The following is a 22440-nucleotide window of genomic DNA, read 5'->3' on the forward strand; positions in this document are numbered from 1 at the left end:
TGGGAGCGTGTTTCAGCATTGCTGGGAAGCTCCGTTGTCATTACTGGTTCATTTCGCAATGGCCTAGCTGCACCTCCAAGCTTTGAGATTTTAACAAATGACATGCGCCCTTTGGATTCTTTTGGGCGCGACTGGTCTCAACTGGATTTGGATATGAATGTTACTCAGGCTTTCGAAGCTTAGAATTGGCGCATCGACTGTCCAGACTTTGACTGGCTGAAGCTCTCAATTATCAGGCAATCAAATAACGACGTGCTCTTGTTGGGTTCCCAACGTATTTTTCGGTATTCGTGTGCCGAGGCGATGCCCCGTAATTATTCTACTTGCCGTTAACCCATTTCGCGGGGCACCCTATAATTTCAGCCGCGGATATGGAGGCACCCAATGCCCATCACAGTTGGCCCGATCACCCTTTATATGGGCCCCGATACTGTGGGTGGGCCAGATAGCCTTGAGGCACCGATTATTGAATTCATCGGTGCCGCCCAGAATGAACTACTCGTCTGTGTGCAAGAGCTTGACCATCGTCCAATCGCGAACGCCTTGATTGCCGCCTCGCGACGTGGCGTACGCGTGCGTGCGATTATGGAGCAGGACTACCTACGCGAGAAAAACGCGCCCGATCCTGACAGCCTTGGTACGCAAGAGGTGAACCGCGAACTGCTTATGCGTATTTTGCGCGCAGGTGTGGACGCCAAAGCGGATTATAACCCAGCTATTTTCCATCAAAAGTTTATGATCCGAGACCGGGCTTCGGTGCTGACGGGGTCGACCAATTTCACAACAACGGGCGTTACTAAAAACCTGAACCATGTTTGCGTGATCCATGACGTCGAGGTCGCGCGCGAATATGGTCGCGAATTTCGGCAACTTCGGCAGGGAACATTCGGGGCGCGTAGCCTATTGATGCCACGTAAACCGCTTGAAGGGCATATCGTGGGCGGTATTCGCATAAAACCTCTTTTTGCGCCGGATCACATGCCAGAAATGGAGTTCATTAAGCAGATGATTAAAGCGGCTGAGCGGATCGATTTTGCGGTTTTCACATTTGCGCAGTCTTCTGGGATTGATGATGCACTGGTAAATGCGCGGCAGAAGGGGGTGGCGGTGAATGGCGTGTTGGACCGACGTCAAGCTAATCAGAAATGGGCCTCGAAGCGGACGTTGACCGACGGAGGTGTGACCTTGCATCAAAATCGAACCGGGACTGGTGTGCGCAAAATCCACCACAAGCTGATGGTTATGGATGATGGGCTGACGATTGTCGGTAGCTATAACTACACAGGCCCTGCGAATTTAGTGAATGACGAAAATATTATTGTGCTGGGGGATCTCGATTTACCAGATGGCGCAGACCGCGATGCACAACAAGAGCTTGGCGCATATGCACGCACCGAAATTGAGCGCATCATCACGCAGCAGTCAGAGCCGATCCCTGTTTGACGATTTTATGCTTGAGCTGGAGCGTACTCCAGCTTGTAGGCTGAGACGAATCAAACACAAAGGTGGATAAATCATGCTGATTGGAGATGTCGCGAAGCAAAGCGGTCTGACGGTCGATACCTTGCGATTTTACGAGAAAATTGGGTTGATCGCACCGCCGATGCGCAATGATGGTGGGCGGCGTGTCTATGGCGAAGACGTGCTTGGGTGGATCAAGTTCTTAGAACAGTTGAATGCCACGGGAATGAAGCAGGCGGATCGTATCCATTATGCCGCTTTGCGCCAGCAGGGGGATGCGACCCTGAGCGAGCGGCGCGAAATGCTAGAATTACATCGGGAAACCATCAAGGAAAAGCTTGCGCTGATGCAGGATACCTTGGCTCTCATGGATCGAAAAGTCGCCGCCTACCACGAAATGGAAGCCAAATAGAAAGGACACTAAGATGACGTTAACTGCATTAGAAAAAGGGCGTGCGCATGTCGCGAAGATGAACCCGGGTTTGGAAGAAACGCTTTCAGACCGTTATGATCACTTAGTACCTGATATGGCCGAAAGCCTGATTGAATGGGCATATGGACGCCATTATGTCCGCAAAGGTTTGGATGTGAAAACCCGGCAACTTTGTACCGTGGCTGCGTTAACTGCGTTGGGTGGTCAAACTGGTCCGCAGCTCAAGATTAACATCGCGCATTCGTTGGCAGTCGGGGTGACCGACAAAGAATTGGCCGAGGTCATTTGGCAGATGTCGGTTTATGGTGGCATGCCCGCGGCAATCAACGGGTTGAATGCTCTGCTTGACGTGCAAGCAGAGCAATAGTTCTATTGACCCCGAATACGTGGGTCCAAAGCATCACGCAGCCCGTCGCCGATATAGTTGACGGCCAACACAGTTAGTGAAATCGCGAGGCCAGGCCAGATGACGCGCTCAGGGAATGCTGTCATCCGGTCGACGCTATCAAACAGGATTTTCCCCCATGTGGGGAAATCTGACGGAAACCCAAGCCCAAGGAACGACAGTGCGCTTTCGGTGATGATCGCGGTGGCAAGACCCAGTGTTGCCGACACCATGATAGGCGACATCACGTTCGGCAGCAGGTGGCGCGTAATCATGCGGCGGGCAGGGGTCCCGATAGATCGCGCTGCCAGTACAAATTCACGTTCTTTCAAAGCCATAACATCACCACGGACGATCCGCGCGGTTTGCATCCAAGATGTGATCCCAATGCCCGTCACGATCAAAATAAAGATCCCGTTTTCGGGGCCAAAAGTAGCGCGCAGCGGGTCGCGGAACAAAAGCATCATCACCAGTAAAAGCGGTAGCAATGGCAGCGCAAGAACAAGATCGGTAAAGCGCATCAACAGGCCATCGAGCCGTTTGAAATACCCGGCAAAAACGCCGATCAACGTCCCAAGGAACACTGCTAATATCATAGCAGTCCAACCAACGGCTAGTGATACGCGGCCACCCGCCATGATGTTTGCCATGATATCGCGGCCGAGATTATCGGTGCCCATCGGGTTCGCCCACGCAACTTTGACATCGCTGCCAAACAATCCCATGTAGATCGGCCGCACGTTTTTATTGCGGATGTTGAGCTTACCAGGATCCACATCCCATAGAATAGGACCAACCGTGACAAACAACGTGATGAAAATCAGAAAGCATAACCCGGCGACAGCACCTTTGTGCGTTCTAAACTGGGCCCAGACATCCCACCATTGGTTGCGTGGCTTTTCGACGGCGCTCAGGGGTGCATCAGTCATAGCGGATCCTCGGATCAAGAATGCCGTATAGAACATCGGCGATTAGGTTCATCATGACGATCAGCACCGCCAGCAAGAATGTAATGGTCATCACCATTGGGATGTCGTTGCCCTGCAGCGCGATAATCAACAACTGCCCAAGCCCGTTCACCTTAAAGATTTGTTCGGTAATAATGGCGCCGCCAAAGATCGCGGGGATACCTAGCGCAATCACAGTAACAACGGGGATCATCGAGTTACGCAGCACATGTTTTAGAACAACAACGCTTTCCGTCATGCCTTTGGCACGGGCCGTACGGACGTAGTCTTGGGTCAAGTTATCAAGCATGGATGCACGCATGTAGCGGCTGACTTGCGCCGTTGTTTGCAGGGCTAAAACCATGACGGGCATCACCATCTGGCGCAGTTGAAACACAAAGCTATCCCAGTCGCTAACCACATGGGTGGTGTCATAGATCGACGGAAGCCACTTGAGTTGAACCGAGAAAATAACGATCAGCAATACGCCTGAAAAGAACGGCGGAACAGAAAAGCCAATCATGGACACGAACGTACCCGCCTGATCAAAGACTGAATACTGGCGATATGCACTGATGATCCCAATCGGCAGCGCAATTAGCACGCCGACGACATAGGACATACCAACCACCCAAAGTGTTTGCGGCATCCGTTCTGCGATGATTTCGAATACAGGACTGCGTGATTGAAAGCTAATGATCCGCTGCGCGCCATCGGCAAAGTTGGTCCCAAAGGCATTATCGATCCAGTACTGTGGTTCGACGACAAAGAATTGCTTTAGCCAAAGTGGAAAGCGCACCCACCACGGTTCACCAAGCCCAAGCGCGAGACGCATCTTTTCTTTAACTTCGGGCGGGATGGTCAAAGGCATTTGCGCCATTGGATCGCCGGGAGCGAGTTCAAGTAACATGAAGATCACGAAAGCGATGAACAAAAGCGTCGGGATCGAGATGAGCAACCTGCGAATAGTATAGATCAGCACTGGCAACGCCTTTGGTCAGAACTTTGATGAAGAGGCAGGGCGAAAGAAGTCCGCCCTGCAGTGTTTTGAAGCAGGGGTGGGTTAAAACCCACCCTACGTGGCCTTAACGGTTGTCGCCGACACGGTACCAATCAGCTGCGTTCCACAGCTCACTGTCCCATGTGTTCAGTACAACGCCTGCAAGGCTGTTTGCGTGTGCCGATACCCGACCACGATCAACCAGTGGCACAATGGTCATTGTGTCTTTGGTCAACATGTCGTTCAGCGCAATCGCGATACGGCTACGTTCTGCCTGATCGGCTGTCGCACCCAGTTCGGCGACCAATGCGTCATAGGCAGGATCGCAGAAGCGGTTGATGTTTTCACCCTGCCACTGGCTTTCCGGCTTTGGCGCCTTATCGCAAGTGTATTGGCCAAGGTAGGCCTGCGGGTCTGTGCCATCAAAGTTGTTGGCGTACATTTCAACGTCTGCATAGAACCGCTGGAATGTATCAGGCGAACCTGGGTCACCGCCAAAGAAGACAGAGGAGTCGATATTGCGCAGTTCGGTTTCAACACCGATTTCGCCCCACCATTCTTTGATCAACGCTTGGAAATCCTGACGGACGGCGTTTGTCGATGTTTGGTAAAGGATGCGCAGTTCGACGCCGTCTTTGTCACGGATACCGTCGCCATTGCTGTCGACCCAACCCGCGTCGTCAAGCAGCGCATTTGCACCTTCGATGTCTTGGACCAAGCAACCTGTGTTTTCAGTCGACGCATAGATTTCTGGGCCCGGAACAAGGTTACATGTCGGGCGACCAGCCTGACCATAGCCAACTTCGACCAGAAGGTCGCGATCGATTGCCATGGATAGCGCGCGGCGTACTGCTTCGTCGCTCAGGAATGGGTGCGGTGCTGCAGCTGTTGCACGAACGCCTTCTTCCAAGGATGGAGACGGGTCAGTCATGTTCATTTCTAGACGTTCGACCAATGTACCAAATGCTGACACAGGTGTACCGACGCCAGCTTCGGCCATGGACGCGATGACATCGGGTGCCAGTTGCAGGTTCCACGCATAGTCAAATTCGCCGGTTTCAAGAACCGCACGGCCAGCGGCAGTCGCATCACCACCACCCTTGAAGGTCACTGTCGCAAAAGCGGGTTTACTAGGGTCACGGTAGTTGTCGTTTGCGACAAGTTCGATCACGTCATTTGTACGGAAATCAGTCACAACGAATGGACCAGTACCAATCGGGCCAAAGTTCGCATCCGTACATTCCGGGGCCTTGGCGCCAAGGCATTCAGCGAATTGTGCAGCTTGAATGATTGGGGATTGGCCGCCCATGAATGGCTGATATGGGTTTGGCTGCGCTGCACCAAAAGTGACTTTTACAGTCAGATCGTCCAGCGCTTCAACAGATTCCACACCATCAAATTTTGACAACTGGGCGCAACCGCCTTCTGGATCCATGCAGTATTGTGCCGTGAAAACAACATCTGCGGATGTTACGGGTGTACCATCTGACCAAAGCAAGCCTTCTTTGAGCTTCCAAGTGATTGTGGTCAGGTCTTCTGAGACGCCGCCGTTGCCTACGGTTGGGATCTCTTCTGCCAGATACGGAACCATCGCACCAGTTTGGTCATAGCGCGCTAGGGGCTCGATGATCAGGCTAGATGCTTCGATGTCCTTTGTCCCGCCCGAAAGATAGGGGTTCAGGATTGATGGCGCTTGCCAGTAAATGATGTTGAGCTGACCGTCACGACCGCGTTCGCCTTCATGCGCTTCGGCAAATGCCATTGGCGCAAGTGCGATTGTCGCAACAGCACTCAGCAGAGCTGTCTTGAGTTTCATCTTATCTTCTCCTTGTTGGTGCTCTTGTTTGACCTCGGGACCTGCCGTTTAATCGGCAGTGTCGTTTGTATTTTGGTAAAGGTGGCACGCCGTGAAACGGCCTGGCGCGACCTCAAAGTATTCGGGTTCAACTGTTTTGCAAATGTCCATCACGGATGGGCAGCGGGTACAAAAATTACAGCCCTCCGGTGGATTCGCGGGCGACGGTACATCGCCTTGCAAAACGATACGTTCGTTGCTCGTCGCGAGGCTGGGGTCCGGTTCGGGTACAGCCGATAGCAGCGCCCTAGTGTAAGGATGCAGCGGTTCTGCGTATAGCTCTTCTCGGGGGGCAAGTTCGACGATTTTTCCAAGATACATTACCGCAACGCGCGTCGCGATATGGCGCACCATTGATAGATCATGGCTGATGAACAGGTAGGTCAAGCCAAGCTGTTCTTGCAAGTCCTCAAGTAGGTTCACGACCTGCGCCTGAATAGATACGTCCAGCGCGGCAATCGGTTCATCACAGACGATAAATTTAGGGTTCAGTGCAAGTGCACGGGCAATCCCAATACGTTGACGCTGGCCACCTGAAAACGCCTGTGGATATCGTTTGGCAAACTGGCGGTTCAGGCCAACGGCATCCATCAGTTCACCTACCTTTTCACGCTTTTCAGATTCGGAAAGCTTGGTGTGCTCGTCTAATGGTTCTTTGATGATCGCCTCAACGGTCATGCGTGGGTTCAAAGATGCTTGCGGGTCTTGGAATACCATCTGCATGGTTGGGCGCATCTTGCGCAGCTTGCTTTGTGAGGTATCGCCGATCTCTGCGCCGTCAATCGTGATTTCACCCGAAGTAATATCGTAAAGGCGCAACACCGCACGACCACATGTGGATTTACCGCAGCCAGATTCACCAACCAAACCCAGCGTCTCGCCCTCCATCACGTCAAAGCTGACACCATCGACGGCTTTGACTTCGCCGACACGTCGTCGCAAAAGTCCGGCGTGAATAGGAAAGTGCATTTTTAGATCGCGCACGCTGACCAGTGGCGTTTGAGGGGAATCAAGCATCGCGGGGTGCTCCGGTACGGGCGTTATAGAAACAAGCGGCGTCGTGACCGGCACCTAAATCATAGCGTTGCGGGTTTTCATTTTCGCAACGATCAAATGCGACATCGCAACGATCACGGAATGGGCAGGATGCGGGGGGCGCAGTCATAATCGGTGGTTGACCTTCGATGACCGTTAGCCGGGCCGCGCGTTCGCCATGGATCGTGGGGATCGTTTTTAGCAACGCACGTGTGTAGGGGTGCTGAGGATCATTAAACAGGTTCGCCACTGGGGCATGTTCAACCACTTGACCGCCGTACATGACCATCACGCGGTCGGCGATCCCTGCAATTACACCTAGATCATGGGTGATCCAGATAACGGCCATGCCCAGTTTGGTCCGCAGTTCTTTCATGAGTTCAAGAATTTGGGCCTGAATGGTCACGTCCAGCGCGGTGGTTGGTTCGTCAGCGATCAATACTTGCGGATCACAGGCGAGCGCAATCGCGATCATCACGCGCTGACGCATTCCGCCTGAAAACTGGTGCGGATAATCGCCCAAGCGTCGCTTGGCGTCTGGAATGCCAACAAGCTCTAGCAGTTCTTGCGAGCGCGCAGCGGCCTGTTTCTTTGACATGCCCATATGCTTGCGCAGCGGTTCCATGATTTGGACGCCAACAGTAAACACAGGGTTAAGCGAGGTCATCGGGTCTTGAAAGACAAATCCAATCTTGCCGCCACGCACCTTGCGCAGTGTTTCTGCATCGACGTTCAGCAGATCTTTGTCGTCAAACATGACGGACCCGTTGCGCACATCCGCAGGCGGAGAGGGCAGGAGCCCCAGCAACGACATCATCGTGACAGATTTCCCCGACCCACTTTCGCCAACAACGCCCAGCAGTTCGCCTGGACGCAGTGAGAAACTTACGTCATTCACGGCGTGTACTTCGCCGGATCGAGTTTTGAATACAGTTTTGAGGTCCCGGACATCCAGAACTGGCAAAGCCCCATCGGGCATATAGAACCTCCCACGTGGTTCGGATTAATTATTAGCACATCCACTGTTTTTTAGGCATTGTGGATTTTTACCAAACGGTAACATTTATTTTAGGGGCCGCAAGACGTTTCAAGTTTGCACCTGCCGCACAACCACGCAAGACTGCAGTTGCTGACACTTTAAACAGATGCTCATCGAAGTGGCGGCAATTGTAGCAAAAGAAGGAAAACGTATGACGCTCAGCGCGCGCGCCCTTATGGAACGTTTGGTTTCTTTTCCGACGGTAAGCTCGGACAGTAACCTAGAACTTATTGAATTTGTTGAAGGATATTTATCAAGCATCGGCGTGGATTCGCATCGCGTGCCAAACGCTGATGGAACCAAAGCGGCAATTTATGCCCACGTCGGACCGCAGGTCGATGGAGGAATCGTCCTATCAGGACACACCGATGTGGTCCCTGTCGAAGGACAGAATTGGGACAGTGACCCATTCACAGTGACGGAACGTCACGGCAACCTTTACGGTCGTGGCACATGCGACATGAAAGGATTTGATGCATTGGCCCTATGGGCTGTGACCCTTGCCAGCCAGAAAGAACTCAAACGCCCACTGCAAATCGCACTTAGCTATGACGAAGAAATTGGCTGCACCGGCGCTCCCCCCATGATTGAGCATATGATCAGCAATGGAATGCCGCGCGCGGATACCGTTATCGTTGGCGAACCATCAATGATGAAGGTCGTTACCGGCCATAAGGGCGGCATCGGATATCATATGCATTTCCATGGGTTCGAAGTGCATTCATCGCTGCTACATACGGGTGTCAGTGCGATCATGATGGCCGCGAAACTGATCGATTGGGCGAATCAGGTAAACGCAGAAAATGCTGCTACGCCCGTCATAAGTATTAATGCTGATTTTGTGCCACCTTATACGACACTACATGTCGGGATGATTAATGGTGGTACAGCGCACAACATTACCGCAAAGGACTGCACTTTTGATGTGACGTTCCGCGTTGTGCCGGGTGAAAGTATTACACTTTGGCGCGCGCGGTTCTTGCAAAAGGTCGCTGATTTACAAGCCGAAATGAAAAAGATCCATCCAGATGCGGGAATCACTGCGGAACAGTTCTTTGTTCTTCCGGGCTTAGCACCCGAAGCGGACGGCAGTGCAGAAGCAGTTGCGCGTCAGTTAACGGGTGCAAATGATAGCGATGTCGTCAGTTATGGCACAGAAGCTGGGCATTTTCAGGCACGTGGATATTCGGCTGTGGTTTGTGGACCGGGAAATATTGCACAGGCCCACCAGCCAAATGAATACATCAGCATCGAACAATTCCAGCAGGGCGAGGCGTTCATGGCCGCGCTCATCGAAAGACTTAGCTAAATGAAGCCGTTTCCAATTTCTATTGACGACCCGATCTCGTACCCCGGACCTCCCCCCTCAGACACAGATGTCGTCGTTATCGGCGGCGGAATTATTGGCGTTATGTCTGCGTGGGAACTCGCTAAGCGCGGTGTGAATGTCGTGCTATTGGAAAAAGGCCGCATCGCCGCAGAGCAATCCTCGCGAAATTGGGGGTGGATTCGTGCGCAGGGCAGGGACGCGGCAGAAGTCCCAATCATGCAAGAAGCAGCCACGATGTGGCGTCAGATGGCAGATGAAATCGGTGAAGACATTGGATTGCGCCAAAGTGGTGTCACCTATCTTGCGGCAAACGAAAAAAGTCTTGCCCGATACGAGGATTGGTTGCCAATCGCACATAATCACGGGCTCGATACCGTGTTAATGAGCGCGAAAGAAACGGCCGCACAATTTAAAGGATCAGCCACCACTTGGGCCGGGGCATTGTGGACGCCGGGCGATATGCGTGCGGAACCTTGGGTTGCTGTGCCAGCGTTGGCCCGCGCCGCTGCCCGCGATGGCGTGACAATTGTGGAAAGTTGCGCCGCGCGCATGATCGAAACCAAAGCAGGACGCGTGTCAGGTGTCATCACAGAATCAGGTACGATTAATGCGTCATCTGTTGTGGTTGCTGGCGGGGCTTGGTCGTCACTGTTTTTGCGTCGTCACGGTGTCAAAATCCCACAGCTATCCGTGCGTGCGACTGTCGCAGCGACCGCGCCTGTTGAAAACGTCCACGATGGTGCCGCTGTCGATGACCGACTTGCATTTCGCAGACGACAAGACGGCGGATACACCTTGGCTGCGTCGGGGTTTCATGAACTTTATGTGGGACCTGACGCGTTTCGGGCCGTGGGCAGCTTTGCCGCGCAGTTAATGCAAGACCCGCTGGGTACGCGGCTAAAACCAGTGCCGCCCCGAGATTATCCAGATGCATGGGGTACGTCACGCCGCTGGGACGCAGATGACATTAGCCCGTTTGAGAAAATGCGCGTGTTGGACCCTGCGCCGAACATGAAAAAAGTCGCGAGCATGGCCCAGTCGTTCGCCGATACCTACCCTCAGCTAGGTAAAGTCGAAATTACAACAGCTTGGGCTGGGATGATCGACACGATGCCTGACGTTGTTCCCGTTGTAGACACCGTTGCCAATATGCCGGGTCTAACGATTGCGACGGGGATGTGTGGTCATGGATTTGGCATCGGTCCCGGCTTTGGTCGCTTGGTTGCCCAGCTTGTGACTGGTGACACTCTAAACCATGATATCAGCCGTTTCCGGCTGTCTCGTTTTCACGATGGATCCAAGCTGACGCTTGGTCCTAACCTTTGACCCACCTGTGACCTGTGCACAAACACGACACGATCACGCCTTACCTACTGGAGAGACCCAAATGCCCGTCAAAAACCGTTTCGCAGAGCTGCTGCCAGAAATCACCGCATGGCGACGAGACTTGCACGAAAACCCCGAAATTCTGTTCGAGACACACCGGACATCAGCGATTGTCGCAGACAAGCTAAAGGAATTTGGTTGCGATGAAATCGTAACCGGGATTGGGCGCACGGGCGTTGTCGGAATCATCAAAGGTAAGTCTGATAAATCCGGTAAAGTCGTTGGTCTACGTGCCGATATGGATGCGCTGCCTATTCACGAACAAACCGGGCTTGAGTACAAATCCAAGACAGATGGCGCAATGCACGCTTGTGGTCATGATGGCCATACTGCGATGTTGCTGGGGGCGGCTAAATATCTGGCAGAGACGCGGAACTTTGACGGGACCGTTGTCGTGATTTTCCAACCTGCCGAAGAAGGTGGCGGTGGCGGCCGCGAGATGTGCGAAGACGGTATGATGGACCGCTGGAATATCCAAGAGGTCTATGGAATGCACAACTGGCCGGGCCACGAAGTCGGATCATTTGCCATTCGTCCCGGCGCGTTTTTCGCGGCGACAGACCAGTTCGACATCACTATCGAAGGGTTGGGTGGACACGCAGCAAAGCCGCATCAGACGGTCGATTCTGTTGTCGTAGCGGCACATGTTGTGACGGCACTGCAAACAATCGCCAGCCGTAACGCTGACCCGGTTGATCAGGTTGTTGTCTCAGTCACGTCAATCGAATCGTCATCCAAAGCATTCAACGTCATCGCGCAGCGCGTGCAGCTGAAGGGCACGGTGCGTACGATGTCAAAAGGGATGCGCGATCAGGCTGAAACCCGTCTTAAAGCCATTTGTGAAGGGACCGCTGCGACGTTCGGCGCGACTGCCGAAGTCACATACTATCGCGGCTACCCATGCATGGTAAACCACGAAGAACAGACCGAATTTGCAGCAGATGTGGCGAAATCCGTGTCAGGCGATTGCGATGACGCGCCACTTGTCATGGGCGGCGAAGATTTCGCATTCATGCTCGAAGAACGTCCGGGCGCGTATATTCTAGTTGGGAACGGTGATTCTGCTGACGTGCACAACCCGCATTACAATTTCAACGACGATGCGATTCCAGCCGGCTGTAGCTGGTGGGCTGAAATCGTTGAAAAACGGATGCCTGCTGCGTAAGAAAAGCGGTGGGTTGAAACCCACCCTACGGATTAGCCGCCTGTGTGTGACATATGGCGGCTAACCTGCCCGTCGACCTTTTGCCGAGAATAGTCGAAATCGTGGCCTTTGGGCTTTAGTGCGATTGCCGCGCGAATGGCGTCATCAAGTTCGGCATCTGCTTCTGAGGCACGAAGTGGGCCGCGAAGGTCTGAATGCCCTTCTTGCCCTAGGCAGGTATAAATCTCACCTGTGCAGGTGACCCGCACGCGGTTGCAGCTTTCGCAAAAGTTATGCGACAGGGGCGTGATAAAGCCGATCTTTTGGCCTGTGTTTTCCATGCGAATATAACGTGCCGGCCCGCCGGTTTTTTCAGTCAAATCGGTCAGCTCCGACCGAGACGCAAGCTGCGTACGCAGATCTTTGAGTGACCAGTATTGGCCAAAGCGATCTTCGTTGCCGATGTCGCCCATTGGCATGACCTCAATGAAGGTCAAGTCCATGTCACGTGACGCACACCAATCCGTCAGTGTGAATAATTCATCTTCGTTAAACCCTTTCAGCGCGACAGTATTGATCTTGACGCGCAGGCCAGCCTTCTGAGCGGCGTCAATGCCGCGGATCACTTGGGGCAGGCGGCCCCAGCGCGTGATGTCGGCGAATTTTTGTTCATCCAGCGTATCCAAAGACACGTTAATCCGGCGAACCCCTGCAGCGTATAGGTCGTTTGCAAAGCGTTCCAGTTGGCTACCGTTTGTGGTGACGGTCAGTTCCTTTAGCGCGCCGCTATCCAAATGCCGGGACATGCTGCGGAAAAACGTCATGATGTCGCGGCGGACCAAGGGTTCACCACCCGTGATGCGCAGCTTTTTGACGCCCAGTCGAATAAAGGCGGAACACATTCGGTCGAGCTCTTCGAGCGTCAGCAGTTCTTTCTTTGGTAGAAAGGTCATGTTTTCTGACATGCAATAGACGCAGCGGAAATCGCAACGATCGGTTACCGATACGCGAAGGTATTCGATGGCGCGGGCGAATGGGTCGATCAAGGGCTGGCTCATGCAAGTAACGTAGGGATGCGCGTTGATGAGCGCAAGCGCGCTGAGTGGTGTTGTAACCTGCCAAGGTGCTGATTAGGTTTGGTCTATGAATGCAAAACTGATCCTCCCGCTTGTTGCCTTGACTGGCTGTACGACACCTTCGTTTCAGGGTGTTTTCGCCCCAGGGAATACATCCGACGTGGCCGCGCCAACACCTACTTTGGACGAGACACCTGCGCCGCCGCCGCCAGCGAATGCCACAACGGTTGCGCAATTTGATACTACAACGGAAGATGATCGCGCTGCGGCGGTGACGCAGGTCACAACTGCAGAGACAAGGTTAGGTGTTTCAATTGCATCGCTTGGGTCGCCTACAGACCCTGGGATTTGGTTGAAAACACCGCTGATTGACGAACTGAGTAGAGGGCGGGTCGTTTACAACGGGACTTCGGTGAACGTTGAATTGCGACCATCAGGGGGCGCGCCCGGTTCTGGCAGCCAAATCAGCCTTGCCGCGATGCGATTAATCGAAGCGCCGCTGACGAGCTTGCCAGAGTTGGAAGTGTTCAAACAATAGGTGGATTAAAATCCACCCTACGCCGGCAAATTACGCTGGGCGGTTTTGACTGTAGATGGCTTCATGTCAGCACCGTGGCGGGTCAAGAACATTTGAACGCGATCAGCATCATGTTTGGATAGCTCGCGTAGCCAAAGACCCAACGCTTTTTGGATTTGACGGTCTTGGTCGGTGATATAGCCTGCCGCCCATCCCATGACACGATCACGTACCGCAAGATCAGTCGGCTTTGGGTTGTTTTTCTTTGTCCACGGTAGCGTCATGGTGAGTGCTGCGCGACGTGTCCACATGTGATTGGACACAGCCCATTCTGCGACCTGATCCAGACGGGTTGGGTCAGCGACAAGACGTTTTTGTCCTGCGGTGCTGACTTGATCTGCGATGGCCTCATCGTCGAGATCAGGAACCCACGACGCGATCAAAGCCCATGCTTCGCTGTCGTCGGGGCGAATACGTGCCTGGACAAGCAACTTAGCGGCAGCGATGCGTGCTTCGTGGACATTGCTTTTCCATAGGCCACGGGCCAGCGTAAGACGCGCGTCAAGGTCGTCTTCGGCGCGCCATTCTTTGACCATTTCGTCGATCACCGGATTGGCCAGACCAAGATAGGGGCGGTCGACCTTGTGGTACCGGTGCATTTCTGCGGCTTTGGCTGGATCGCCTGCTGCGCGTAATGCGTCCAAGGCTTCGCGTTTTGTGGTCATTCTACAGTCACCGATTTGGCTAGGTTACGTGGTTGATCCACATCTGTACCCTTTGCGATGGCGGTATGATAGGCCAATAACTGCGCGGGAACCGCATAAAGGATCGGCGCAAGGAATGGATCAATTTCGGGCATGATGATTGTGTCCCAAACACCTTCTCCAGCCTCTGATGCGCCTTTCTGATCGGTGATTAAAAGAACCTTGCCGCCGCGCGCCATGACTTCTTGCATGTTCGAGATTGTCTTGTCGAACAGCGCGTCGCGCGGTGCCATGACAATCACGGGCACATGCTGGTCAACTAGCGCGATTGGCCCATGTTTTAATTCGCCAGATGCGTAGGCTTCGGCATGTATGTAGCTGATTTCTTTTAGTTTTAATGCGCCTTCGTGGGCGAGGGGATACATCGCGCCGCGTCCCAGAAAGAGGATGTCGCGTGCTTCGGACAGCTCGGCTGCTACAATTTTTGTTCGGTCTTCGATACCAAGTGCAAGGTTTAAAATACCCGGCATACTGCGCAGGTTACCCAGCTTTTCAGAGAGTTCGGCATCAGTCATTCGGCCACGCGCATGTGCGGCGTTCAAGGCAAGGATTGCCAGTGTTGTCAGTTGGCATGTGAATGCTTTAGTCGATGCAACGCCGATTTCAGTACCTGCTAAGATTGGCAAAGAAAGGTTGCTTTCGCGTGCGATTGAACTTTCGGGGACATTCACGACAGATACGATTTTCGCGGCCTTGCCTTCCATATAGCGCAGGGCAGCCAAGGTATCAGCGGTTTCACCTGATTGGCTGACGAATAGCGCGACGGTACCCGGTGTGACGGGAGGTTCACGGTAGCGGAATTCTGACGCGACATCGACCTCTACTGGAATGCCCGCGATTTGTTCAAACCAGTATTTCGCAACCAAACAGGCGTAGAATGCTGTGCCGCAGGCAACCATCGTCATGCGTTCGACTTGTGTGAAATCCAAGCCCGGTTCGGGCAGGGTCACTGCGGTTGCGTCAGCGTTGATATAATGGGCGAGAGCGCCTTGCAGCACTGTTGGCTGCTCGGCGATTTCTTTGGCCATAAAGTGTTTGTAACCGCTTTTGTCGACCTGCGCGGTGTCGATTTGGATCGTCTTAATCGCGCGATTTGCAATGTTGCCTGCGCGGTCGCGGATTTCGATTGAAGTGCGGGTGATGACAGCCCAGTCACCTTCCTCTAGGTAGCTGATCCGATCTGTCATTGGGGCAAGTGCAATGGCGTCGGACCCAACGAACATTTCTCCATCGCCGTAACCGATTGCGAGGGGGGAGCCTTTGCGCGCTGCTATGAGCAGATCATCTTCGCCATCAAATAAGAAACAAAGCGCATATGCACCTTCGAGCCGGGCAATCGTTTGCGCCGCGGCATCCACAGGCGATAACCCTTGGTCGCGGTAGTATTGGGCGAGAAGGGCGACGGTTTCAGTATCGGTGTCGGTTTCGAAGCCGATGCCTTCGGTGGCAAGAAACTCGCGGAGTTCGCGGAAATTTTCGACAATACCGTTGTGCACAACCGCAACGCCGCCAGCGCGGTGGGGGTGAGCGTTACCAACATTCGGGACGCCATGTGTTGCCCAACGTGTATGCCCGATCCCGGCTTTGCCTGCGAGCGGTTCATGAACAAGCAAATCTGAGAGGTTCACCAGCTTTCCGACTGCGCGACGGCGGTCCAGCCGTAGGTCATTCACAGTTGCGATGCCTGCGCTATCGTAACCGCGATACTCGAGCCGCTTTAATGCCTCGACTAAGATTGGCGCGGCCTCGTGATTTCCCAGTACGCCTACAATACCACACATGATTATTTTCCTTTTGCTTTCAGCGCGCGCAATCTGTCGAACAGACGTACAGCGAGGCCAGCTTTGTTTTCTTGGCGTGCACGGGCGAGGGCCAAATCGCCAGCAGGCACGTCACGCGTGATGATCGAACCAGAGCCTGTCATTGCTTCTGCGCCGACTTCGACGGGGGCAACCAGCATTGTATTTGATCCTATAAAGGCATCAGGCCCGATGGTTGTCTTATGCTTAAAGAAACCATCGTAGTTACATGTGATGGTACCCGCGCCGATATTCGCGCGTGCGCCAATGGTTGCGTCACCGATATAAGACAAGTGGTTAACTTTGGCCCCTTCGTGAACTTGCGCATTCTTGATTTCGACGAAGTTCCCGACCTTTACGTCTTCGGCCAGTTCCGCGCCGGGGCGTAGGCGGGCATAGGGTCCTACGATCGCGCCGCGCGAAACATGGCAGCCTTCTAAATGTGAGAACGCGCGGATCGTTGCGCCCGTTTCCACGGTCACACCCGGCCCGAAAACGACGTTGGGTTCGATGACCGTATCGCGTCCAATATAGGTATCATGGGCAAAGAACACGGTCTCTGGCGCGGATAGCGTGACGCCGTCATCTTGTGCATTCGCACGCGCACGAGACTGATACAATGCTTCTGCCCGCGCCAACTCTGCCCGAGAGTTGATACCAAGTGTTTCGGATTCGTCGCAGCGCACAACGGTCGCAGATAGGCCGCGTGCACGTGCAATCCCAACGATGTCGGTTAAATAGAACTCTTCGGCGGCGTTGTCGTTTTCGACGGCGTCGATTAGATCAAAAAGAGTTTTTGAGTTGGCCGTAATAACGCCGCTATTGCAGAGAGTTACGGATCGTTCTTCGTCTGTTGCATCTTTGAATTCCACGATCCGATCTAATTGATCGTCTTTGGTAATCAATCGTCCATAACGTTCAGTTACGGCTGCCTCAAATCCTAAAACAACCACATCATGGGTTAGCCGCGCCGCTGTCATTGCAGCAAGCGTTTCAGGGCTGATAAATGGGGTGTCGCCGTAAAGAACAATCGCGTCGCCGTCGAAACCAGCTAAAGCCTCGCGGGCTTGAGCGACGGCATGCGCAGTACCAAGCTGTTCAGATTGCAATGCGATTGTCGCTTCTGGATCATAAGCTTTCGCAGCCTTTTCGACCTCGGCTGCGCCATGCCCGGCGACCACAACAGTGTGATCGGGATTGAGTGCGGCACCCGCCTTCATGGCGTGCACAAGCATGGGCGCGCCAGCGATCTGGTGCAGCACCTTTGGCATGTCAGAGTTCATGCGGGTGCCCATACCGGCGGCAAGAATAATTAATGCGGTCGTCATTACTGCCTCAACCTATCTATTTGGTCCGTCTTCTACTTGGGTTTTTCATTATCACAAGGGGCAAGGGCTTCACATCAGTTTACATGGCGTTACAGATGGTGCCGACTGAATTCAAAAAGGGCCATCATATGCGCACCGTTATCTTTGACCTCGATGGAACACTTGCGGATACGAGCGGTGACCTGATCGCAGCCGCGAATAGCTGTTTTCGTGGGCTGGGTTTAGGTGATCTGTTGAATGTCGAACATGATGCTGGCACCGCATTACGTGGTGGGCGCGCGATGTTGACGCTGGGCTTTTCGCGGGTTGAAGGTTTTGATCAGGATGAGGTCGATCGCCAATACCCGATTTTGTTGGATGCTTATGCGCAAGACATCAACAGCCATACGGTGTTGTATCCCGGCGCGATGGAAGCTGTCGAACAGCTTAAATCATTGGGCTATGCTGTTGGCATTGCCACGAATAAACCCGAAGATATTGCTGAAACCTTGATGCAAAGTCTTGGCGTGCGTGATGCATTCGCATCGCTTGTTGGGGCAGACACGTTGCCCGTTCGCAAGCCAGACCCAGAGCATCACTTTGAGGCGGTGCGTCGCGCGGGTGGGGATCCGCTCCAGTCGTTGTTGGTTGGCGATACTGCAACTGACCGTGATACATCCCGCAATGCTGGGGTGCCGTCTGTGCTCGTGACGTTTGGGCCGGGGCGGGATGATATACGTGCATTAGAACCTGAAGCAACGATTGATCACTTTGATGAATTGGTTGGTGTCGTCGCAAAGTTGATCGGGTAACTATTGACGGTGGTAAATTTGGTGCACAAAGTTCCGCAATGAATGAGATTTTTACAGGTAGCTTCACCCAGCAAGAACCAATCCCCGCCGAAGGGATTGCGGCAGCGAACGTAGTTATGCAGCACGGACGGTTGCATCGATACAACACGGTGGACGGCGAAGTGGCCGAAGTTGCTTTGCTCGAGGAAGAATTCGCAGACACTGTGGGCGCAAAATATTGTCTTGCGGTGGCGTCGGGTGGCTATGCAATGACGACTGCTTTGCGGGCATGTGGTGTCGGGCAGGGCGACCGGGTTTTAACCAATGCGTTTACTCTTGCCCCTGTGCCCGGTGCCATCGCTGCGGTCGGCGGAGTGCCCGTATTCGTTGGTGTAACAGATGCGCTTGTGATCGACTTGGATGATTTGGTTGCAAAGCTCGACCAAGCCAACGTACTGCTTCTAAGCCATATGCGGGGGCACATCTGCGATATGGAACGCCTGATGGCATTGTGTGACGCGGCCGGTGTGACTGTGATCGAGGATTGCGCGCATACGATGGGTGCTTCGTGGAATGGTGTGCCAAGCGGTCGATGGGGGCGTTTTGGGTGCTACTCGACGCAAACCTATAAGCACATAAATTCCGGTGAAGGTGGGCTGCTGATTTCCAACGATGCCGAAGGAATGGCGCGCGCAATCATGTTGTCGGGCAGTTATATGCTTTTTGACAGGCACCGCGCCGCGCCCGAACCCAAAGTGTTTGCCCAAATCAAATATGAAACGCCGAATATATCGGGGCGTATGGATAACCTGCGCGCGGCTGTTTTGCGTCCTCAGCTCAGGTGTCTGACTGAACAAGCCGACAAATGGAATGCGCGCTACCGCGAGGTCGAAAGCGGGCTGCGCGCTGTGCCGGGGTTAAGGCTGATTGATCGCCCCGAAGGGGAAAATTTTGTTGCATCGTCGTTTCAGTTTCTTTTGCTGGATTGGGCAAGCGATGCCGTGAACGATGTCATCCTACGCTGCGCGCGCCGCGGCGTGGAATTAAAGTGGTTTGGCGGCGCAGAACCCAAAGGGTTCACGTCGCGCTACGACAGTTGGCAATACGCGCCAAGCACGCCGATGCCGCAAACAGATCGCGTATTGGCAGGTATCGTTGATATGCGGTTACCACTGACTTTTAGCATCGAAGATTGCGCGCTGATCGCACGTATTATCCGCGCAGAGGTGAGCGCGGTGTTTCAAGCTCAGGTTTAGGGGCACAGTTCCGCCGTCCGATACATAAGGTCGAAATTCTGTCGTACTTCTGACTGAATTGCGCACTAATCGGACCCAAAAGGGGAGCTGAATGCCTTTTAGTTGGCCTACATTTGAACAAGCATTGTATCGCATTGCGCGGCTACGGCGTGTGATCTTTACGTCTGTGATTTTGGCTGGTTTGGTTCTTTTGCTTGTCGGTGTTTTGGATCCGACGACGTTACCGTTGCAGCGGGCCGTTAACATACTCTTGATCGTGAGCGCAGTAATTGTCGCACATGTCGTTTTGTTTCCCAACGTTCCACTTGAGGCCCTAAGCCTGTCTGTTTCGATCAGCGGTTTCATGGCTGTTGTGCCTTTGCTGAGTGTTTTTGCGAGCTTTGCGCCGATGCCGTATCGCGATGCGGCATTGCTGTTGCTGATTTGTTTGGGGATGCTTCTGGTGATCGTGGTCATGCTTGTTGCGCAATTCTTGATCGAAGCAATTGTCTACGTTGGCCCGGCTGTTCACCTTCGTCTAAAGACACATCTAGACGTTCCTTTTGCGACGTTTGTCGCCAGCCGCCAATTTGGTTTGCGCCCGGATACGCGACGTGGCCGCGTCATGACGGGTAGCGCGGACGATAAGGGTTTTTTTGATGTGGCGGTGGTGTCGCAGCATGACTTAGATCCCGATGACCCCACGCAGCCAATGGTCGTGAAGCTTGACGCAAAGGTGCTAAGGTCCGACGCGGCAAACCACGAAGTTATGCTGGTGCTTGCTGACGGCGCTGTGACCGTGACGTCATATAAATTTGTCGCCAAAGAAGGGGGATGTCAGGTCGAAATTACCGAAATACCCGGTGATTTTACGCTTGGTATGCACGCGGTTTTTTGGCTGATGGACCAGCAAACAGATAACTTGGTTGAAGTCGCCGAACTGTTGCAGGGCGGTCCAAGTTGCGCGAATGGTCTGTCGCATGCGGTATCGCTCCTTTCGATTGCCAGCATGGTTTTATCCCCACGACAGCCTTTATTGGATTAAGCCTGCCTTTGCCTCGTGATCTTATTGACCCTTCTTGGGGGCAGGGGTATGCAGCAGGAAGCTATATTTAGGTATGCAGATGCGCATGCCGTGCCAAAAAGGACCCGCTATGCAGGAAATGCTTTCTGAATATCTGCCGATCATGATTTTTCTTGGGCTGGCGGTCGCGTTGGGATTGATCCTGATTCTTGCGGCGGCGATCGTTGCGGTGCGTAACCCTGACCCTGAAAAAGTGTCGGCTTATGAATGTGGATTCAACGCATTTGATGATGCGCGGATGAAATTCGATGTTCGGTTTTACCTCGTGTCGATCTTGTTCATTATCTTTGATCTCGAAGTCGCGTTCCTGTTTCCGTGGGCTGTCGCATTCAAGGACATCAGCATGGTCGGTTTTTGGTCAATGATGGTGTTCTTAGGCGTTTTGACCGCAGGCTTTGCCTATGAGTGGAAAAAAGGCGCGCTTGAGTGGGAATGATCTAACTTTTCCGTTGGATTTTTTGAATGCCGGTTGCAATTGTGATCGGCATTTTTTGTAATAATGTGCAACGTTCTTTGCCGCGACGCGTATTATCGGTTAAATTCAGCACTATTCGTTGAAAACTGATTTTATTGATAGACTGTATGCGGCCGTGCTGTCTTGACCTTGGGGGGGACCAAGCGTAGTTCCTAACTTGCAAAAGGTAGGCCCTTGGTCTGCATGGTAACTGATAAGGAAAGACGCACTTATGGGGATCGCCACCGGCCCGAACGATGCGGGCGCCGACAAGGAAGCTGCCACCCAGACCCTTAATCGCGAACTGCAGGACAAGGGTTTCCTTGTGACCAGCACCGCAGATATGATTAATTGGGCGCGCACCGGATCACTGCACTGGATGACCTTTGGTCTTGCATGTTGCGCCGTGGAAATGATGCATACGTCTATGCCGCGCTATGACCTTGAAAGGTTTGGTACTGCGCCGCGGGCTTCCCCACGTCAATCTGACTTGATGATCGTTGCTGGTACGCTGACCAATAAAATGGCGCCTGCTCTGCGCAAGGTTTATGACCAGATGCCGGAACCACGTTACGTGATTTCGATGGGGTCATGTGCGAACGGTGGCGGCTATTACCACTATAGCTATTCAGTCGTACGCGGTTGCGATCGTATCGTACCTGTTGATGTCTATGTGCCAGGTTGCCCGCCAACCGCCGAAGCACTGTTGTACGGTATTTTGCAGTTGCAACGCAAAATTCGCCGGACCGGGACGATCGTGCGCTAAGGCGCGTGCTGAAAGGAAATAAAATGACCGAAGCACTCAATGAACTCGGCGCTCTGTTAGAAGCCAAGCGCAACGACTGTGTCCTGTCGTGGGACGTTACCCATGATGAGCTGACCGTCACTGTCGCGCCGTCCTCGCTTGTTACGTTTGTGGAGTTTTTGAAAACCGATCAGGCCTGCAAATTTTCCAGCCTTGTCGATATCACGGCTGTTGATTACCCAAGTCGGGCAAAGCGGTTTGACGTCGTTTACCATTTTCTTAGCATGTATCAGAACCATCGCATCCGACTGCGCGTTCAGATTCGCGAAGACGAAATGATGCCATCGATCTTGTCAGTGCACCCTAGTGCGAATTGGTTTGAACGCGAAATTTTTGACATGTTTGGCATTCTGTTTTCCGGGCATCCAGATTTGCGCCGGATACTGACAGATTATGGTTTCCGCGGATATCCGCTGCGCAAAGATTTTCCGACAACGGGTTACACCGAAGTGCGTTATGATGAAGTGCAAAAGCGCGTCGTTTATGAACCAGTGAAGCTGGTTCAAGAGTACCGCCAGTTCGACTTTATGTCACCATGGGAAGGGGCCCAATACATCCTGCCCGGCGACGAGAAAAAAGAGGAGGCGAAGTAA

Annotated in this window: 22 protein-coding genes; 13 read left to right on the plus strand and 9 right to left on the minus strand. The window is 53.3% G+C overall.

All coding sequences use genetic code 11. The features are described 5' to 3' along the window. Positions 1 to 384: 384 nt before the first annotated feature. The 3 genes from CYQ09_RS02915 to CYQ09_RS02925 all read left to right on the plus strand — a co-directional run bounded on the left by CYQ09_RS02915 (position 385) and on the right by CYQ09_RS02925 (position 2261). On the plus strand, positions 385 to 1443 hold the full coding sequence (locus tag CYQ09_RS02915) for a phospholipase D-like domain-containing protein (protein WP_106743948.1): 1059 nt from the start codon (positions 385 to 387) through the stop codon (positions 1441 to 1443). 73 nt (positions 1444 to 1516) lie between these two features. Beyond that, entirely contained in the window at positions 1517 to 1873 is a 357-nt protein-coding gene (locus CYQ09_RS02920; RefSeq protein WP_106743949.1) for a MerR family transcriptional regulator, read from the plus strand. Positions 1874 to 1886: 13 nt separating this feature from the next. Then, a complete protein-coding gene (locus CYQ09_RS02925; protein WP_106743950.1) occupies positions 1887 to 2261 on the plus strand; it encodes a carboxymuconolactone decarboxylase family protein in 375 nt (124 codons plus the stop codon). A gap of 2 nt (positions 2262 to 2263) precedes the next feature. On the opposite strand, the gene CYQ09_RS02930 is transcribed toward CYQ09_RS02925, so the two are convergent. The 5 genes from CYQ09_RS02930 to CYQ09_RS02950 form a co-directional block, all read right to left on the minus strand. Continuing rightward, positions 2264 to 3208 (minus strand): ABC transporter permease, encoded by a 945-nt coding sequence (locus CYQ09_RS02930; protein ID WP_204353893.1) that lies wholly within the window; start codon positions 3206 to 3208, stop codon positions 2264 to 2266. Then, positions 3201 to 4208 (minus strand): ABC transporter permease, encoded by a 1008-nt coding sequence (locus tag CYQ09_RS02935; protein ID WP_106744552.1) that lies wholly within the window; start codon positions 4206 to 4208, stop codon positions 3201 to 3203. The genes CYQ09_RS02930 and CYQ09_RS02935 overlap by 8 nt, the downstream gene beginning before the upstream one ends. A gap of 103 nt (positions 4209 to 4311) precedes the next feature. Continuing rightward, a complete protein-coding gene (locus CYQ09_RS02940; protein WP_106743952.1) occupies positions 4312 to 6042 on the minus strand; it encodes a peptide ABC transporter substrate-binding protein in 1731 nt (576 codons plus the stop codon). A 48-nt stretch (positions 6043 to 6090) separates the two neighbouring features. After that, a complete protein-coding gene (locus CYQ09_RS02945) occupies positions 6091 to 7098 on the minus strand; it encodes an ABC transporter ATP-binding protein (protein WP_106743953.1) in 1008 nt (335 codons plus the stop codon). Continuing rightward, the gene (locus tag CYQ09_RS02950; protein ID WP_106743954.1) at positions 7091 to 8095 is read right to left on the minus strand and encodes an ABC transporter ATP-binding protein; all 1005 of its coding nucleotides are present in this window, start codon (positions 8093 to 8095) and stop codon (positions 7091 to 7093) included. The genes CYQ09_RS02945 and CYQ09_RS02950 overlap by 8 nt, the downstream gene beginning before the upstream one ends. Positions 8096 to 8306: 211 nt before the next feature. On the opposite strand from CYQ09_RS02950, the gene argE reads away from it, so the two are divergent. From argE to CYQ09_RS02965, 3 genes are all read left to right on the plus strand, one after another. Next, positions 8307 to 9464, plus strand: coding sequence for an acetylornithine deacetylase (argE, locus tag CYQ09_RS02955; protein WP_106744553.1), 1158 nt, complete (start codon positions 8307 to 8309; stop codon positions 9462 to 9464). Then, the gene (locus tag CYQ09_RS02960) at positions 9465 to 10811 is read left to right on the plus strand and encodes an NAD(P)/FAD-dependent oxidoreductase (RefSeq protein ID WP_106743955.1); all 1347 of its coding nucleotides are present in this window, start codon (positions 9465 to 9467) and stop codon (positions 10809 to 10811) included. Positions 10812 to 10872: 61 nt separating this feature from the next. Next, the gene (locus tag CYQ09_RS02965; protein WP_106743956.1) at positions 10873 to 12036 is read left to right on the plus strand and encodes a M20 aminoacylase family protein; all 1164 of its coding nucleotides are present in this window, start codon (positions 10873 to 10875) and stop codon (positions 12034 to 12036) included. Positions 12037 to 12068: 32 nt separating this feature from the next. Here the strand turns inward: CYQ09_RS02965 and moaA are convergent, their stop codons facing one another. Then, entirely contained in the window at positions 12069 to 13073 is a 1005-nt protein-coding gene (gene moaA, locus CYQ09_RS02970; RefSeq protein WP_106743957.1) for a GTP 3',8-cyclase MoaA, read from the minus strand. Positions 13074 to 13158: 85 nt separating this feature from the next. Here moaA and CYQ09_RS02975 point away from each other — a divergent pair, with 85 nt between their 5' ends. Next, positions 13159 to 13629: a hypothetical protein gene (locus CYQ09_RS02975; RefSeq protein ID WP_239495839.1), complete on the plus strand. Its 471-nt coding sequence runs from the start codon at positions 13159 to 13161 to the stop codon at positions 13627 to 13629. Positions 13630 to 13646: 17 nt separating this feature from the next. Here CYQ09_RS02975 and CYQ09_RS02980 read toward each other — a convergent pair whose 3' ends face one another. Genes CYQ09_RS02980 through glmU form a run of 3 tightly spaced genes read right to left on the minus strand, consistent with a single transcriptional unit; the run spans position 13647 to position 17499 of the window. Next, positions 13647 to 14333, minus strand: coding sequence for a DNA alkylation repair protein (locus tag CYQ09_RS02980; RefSeq protein WP_106743958.1), 687 nt, complete (start codon positions 14331 to 14333; stop codon positions 13647 to 13649). Beyond that, positions 14330 to 16153 carry a glutamine--fructose-6-phosphate transaminase (isomerizing) gene (gene glmS, locus CYQ09_RS02985; protein ID WP_106743959.1) on the minus strand — a complete coding sequence of 608 codons (1824 nt, stop codon included), beginning with the start codon at positions 16151 to 16153 and terminating at the stop codon, positions 14330 to 14332. Before glmS ends, CYQ09_RS02980 begins: the two co-directional genes overlap by 4 nt. Positions 16154 to 16155: 2 nt before the next feature. After that, the gene (gene glmU / locus CYQ09_RS02990) at positions 16156 to 17499 is read right to left on the minus strand and encodes a bifunctional UDP-N-acetylglucosamine diphosphorylase/glucosamine-1-phosphate N-acetyltransferase GlmU (protein ID WP_106743960.1); all 1344 of its coding nucleotides are present in this window, start codon (positions 17497 to 17499) and stop codon (positions 16156 to 16158) included. Positions 17500 to 17627: 128 nt separating this feature from the next. Between glmU and CYQ09_RS02995 the strand changes: the two genes are divergently transcribed. From CYQ09_RS02995 to CYQ09_RS03020, 6 genes are all read left to right on the plus strand, one after another. Further along, complete coding sequence (locus CYQ09_RS02995; protein WP_106744555.1) at positions 17628 to 18290, plus strand: HAD-IA family hydrolase; 663 nt, start codon at positions 17628 to 17630, stop codon at positions 18288 to 18290. A 38-nt stretch (positions 18291 to 18328) separates the two neighbouring features. Beyond that, on the plus strand, positions 18329 to 19525 hold the full coding sequence (locus tag CYQ09_RS03000) for a DegT/DnrJ/EryC1/StrS family aminotransferase (protein ID WP_106743961.1): 1197 nt from the start codon (positions 18329 to 18331) through the stop codon (positions 19523 to 19525). A gap of 91 nt (positions 19526 to 19616) precedes the next feature. Beyond that, a complete protein-coding gene (locus CYQ09_RS03005) occupies positions 19617 to 20549 on the plus strand; it encodes a hypothetical protein (RefSeq protein WP_106743962.1) in 933 nt (310 codons plus the stop codon). Positions 20550 to 20658: 109 nt separating this feature from the next. After that, positions 20659 to 21024, plus strand: a complete 366-nt coding sequence (locus tag CYQ09_RS03010) for an NADH-quinone oxidoreductase subunit A (protein WP_106744556.1) — start codon at positions 20659 to 20661, stop codon at positions 21022 to 21024. Positions 21025 to 21274: 250 nt separating this feature from the next. Then, positions 21275 to 21808: a NuoB/complex I 20 kDa subunit family protein gene (locus tag CYQ09_RS03015; RefSeq protein WP_106353629.1), complete on the plus strand. Its 534-nt coding sequence runs from the start codon at positions 21275 to 21277 to the stop codon at positions 21806 to 21808. A gap of 23 nt (positions 21809 to 21831) precedes the next feature. Beyond that, positions 21832 to 22440, plus strand: coding sequence for an NADH-quinone oxidoreductase subunit C (locus CYQ09_RS03020; protein ID WP_106744557.1), 609 nt, complete (start codon positions 21832 to 21834; stop codon positions 22438 to 22440).

This window comes from Yoonia maritima (assembly GCF_002933395.1).
GTDB lineage: Bacteria > Pseudomonadota > Alphaproteobacteria > Rhodobacterales > Rhodobacteraceae > Yoonia > Yoonia maritima_A.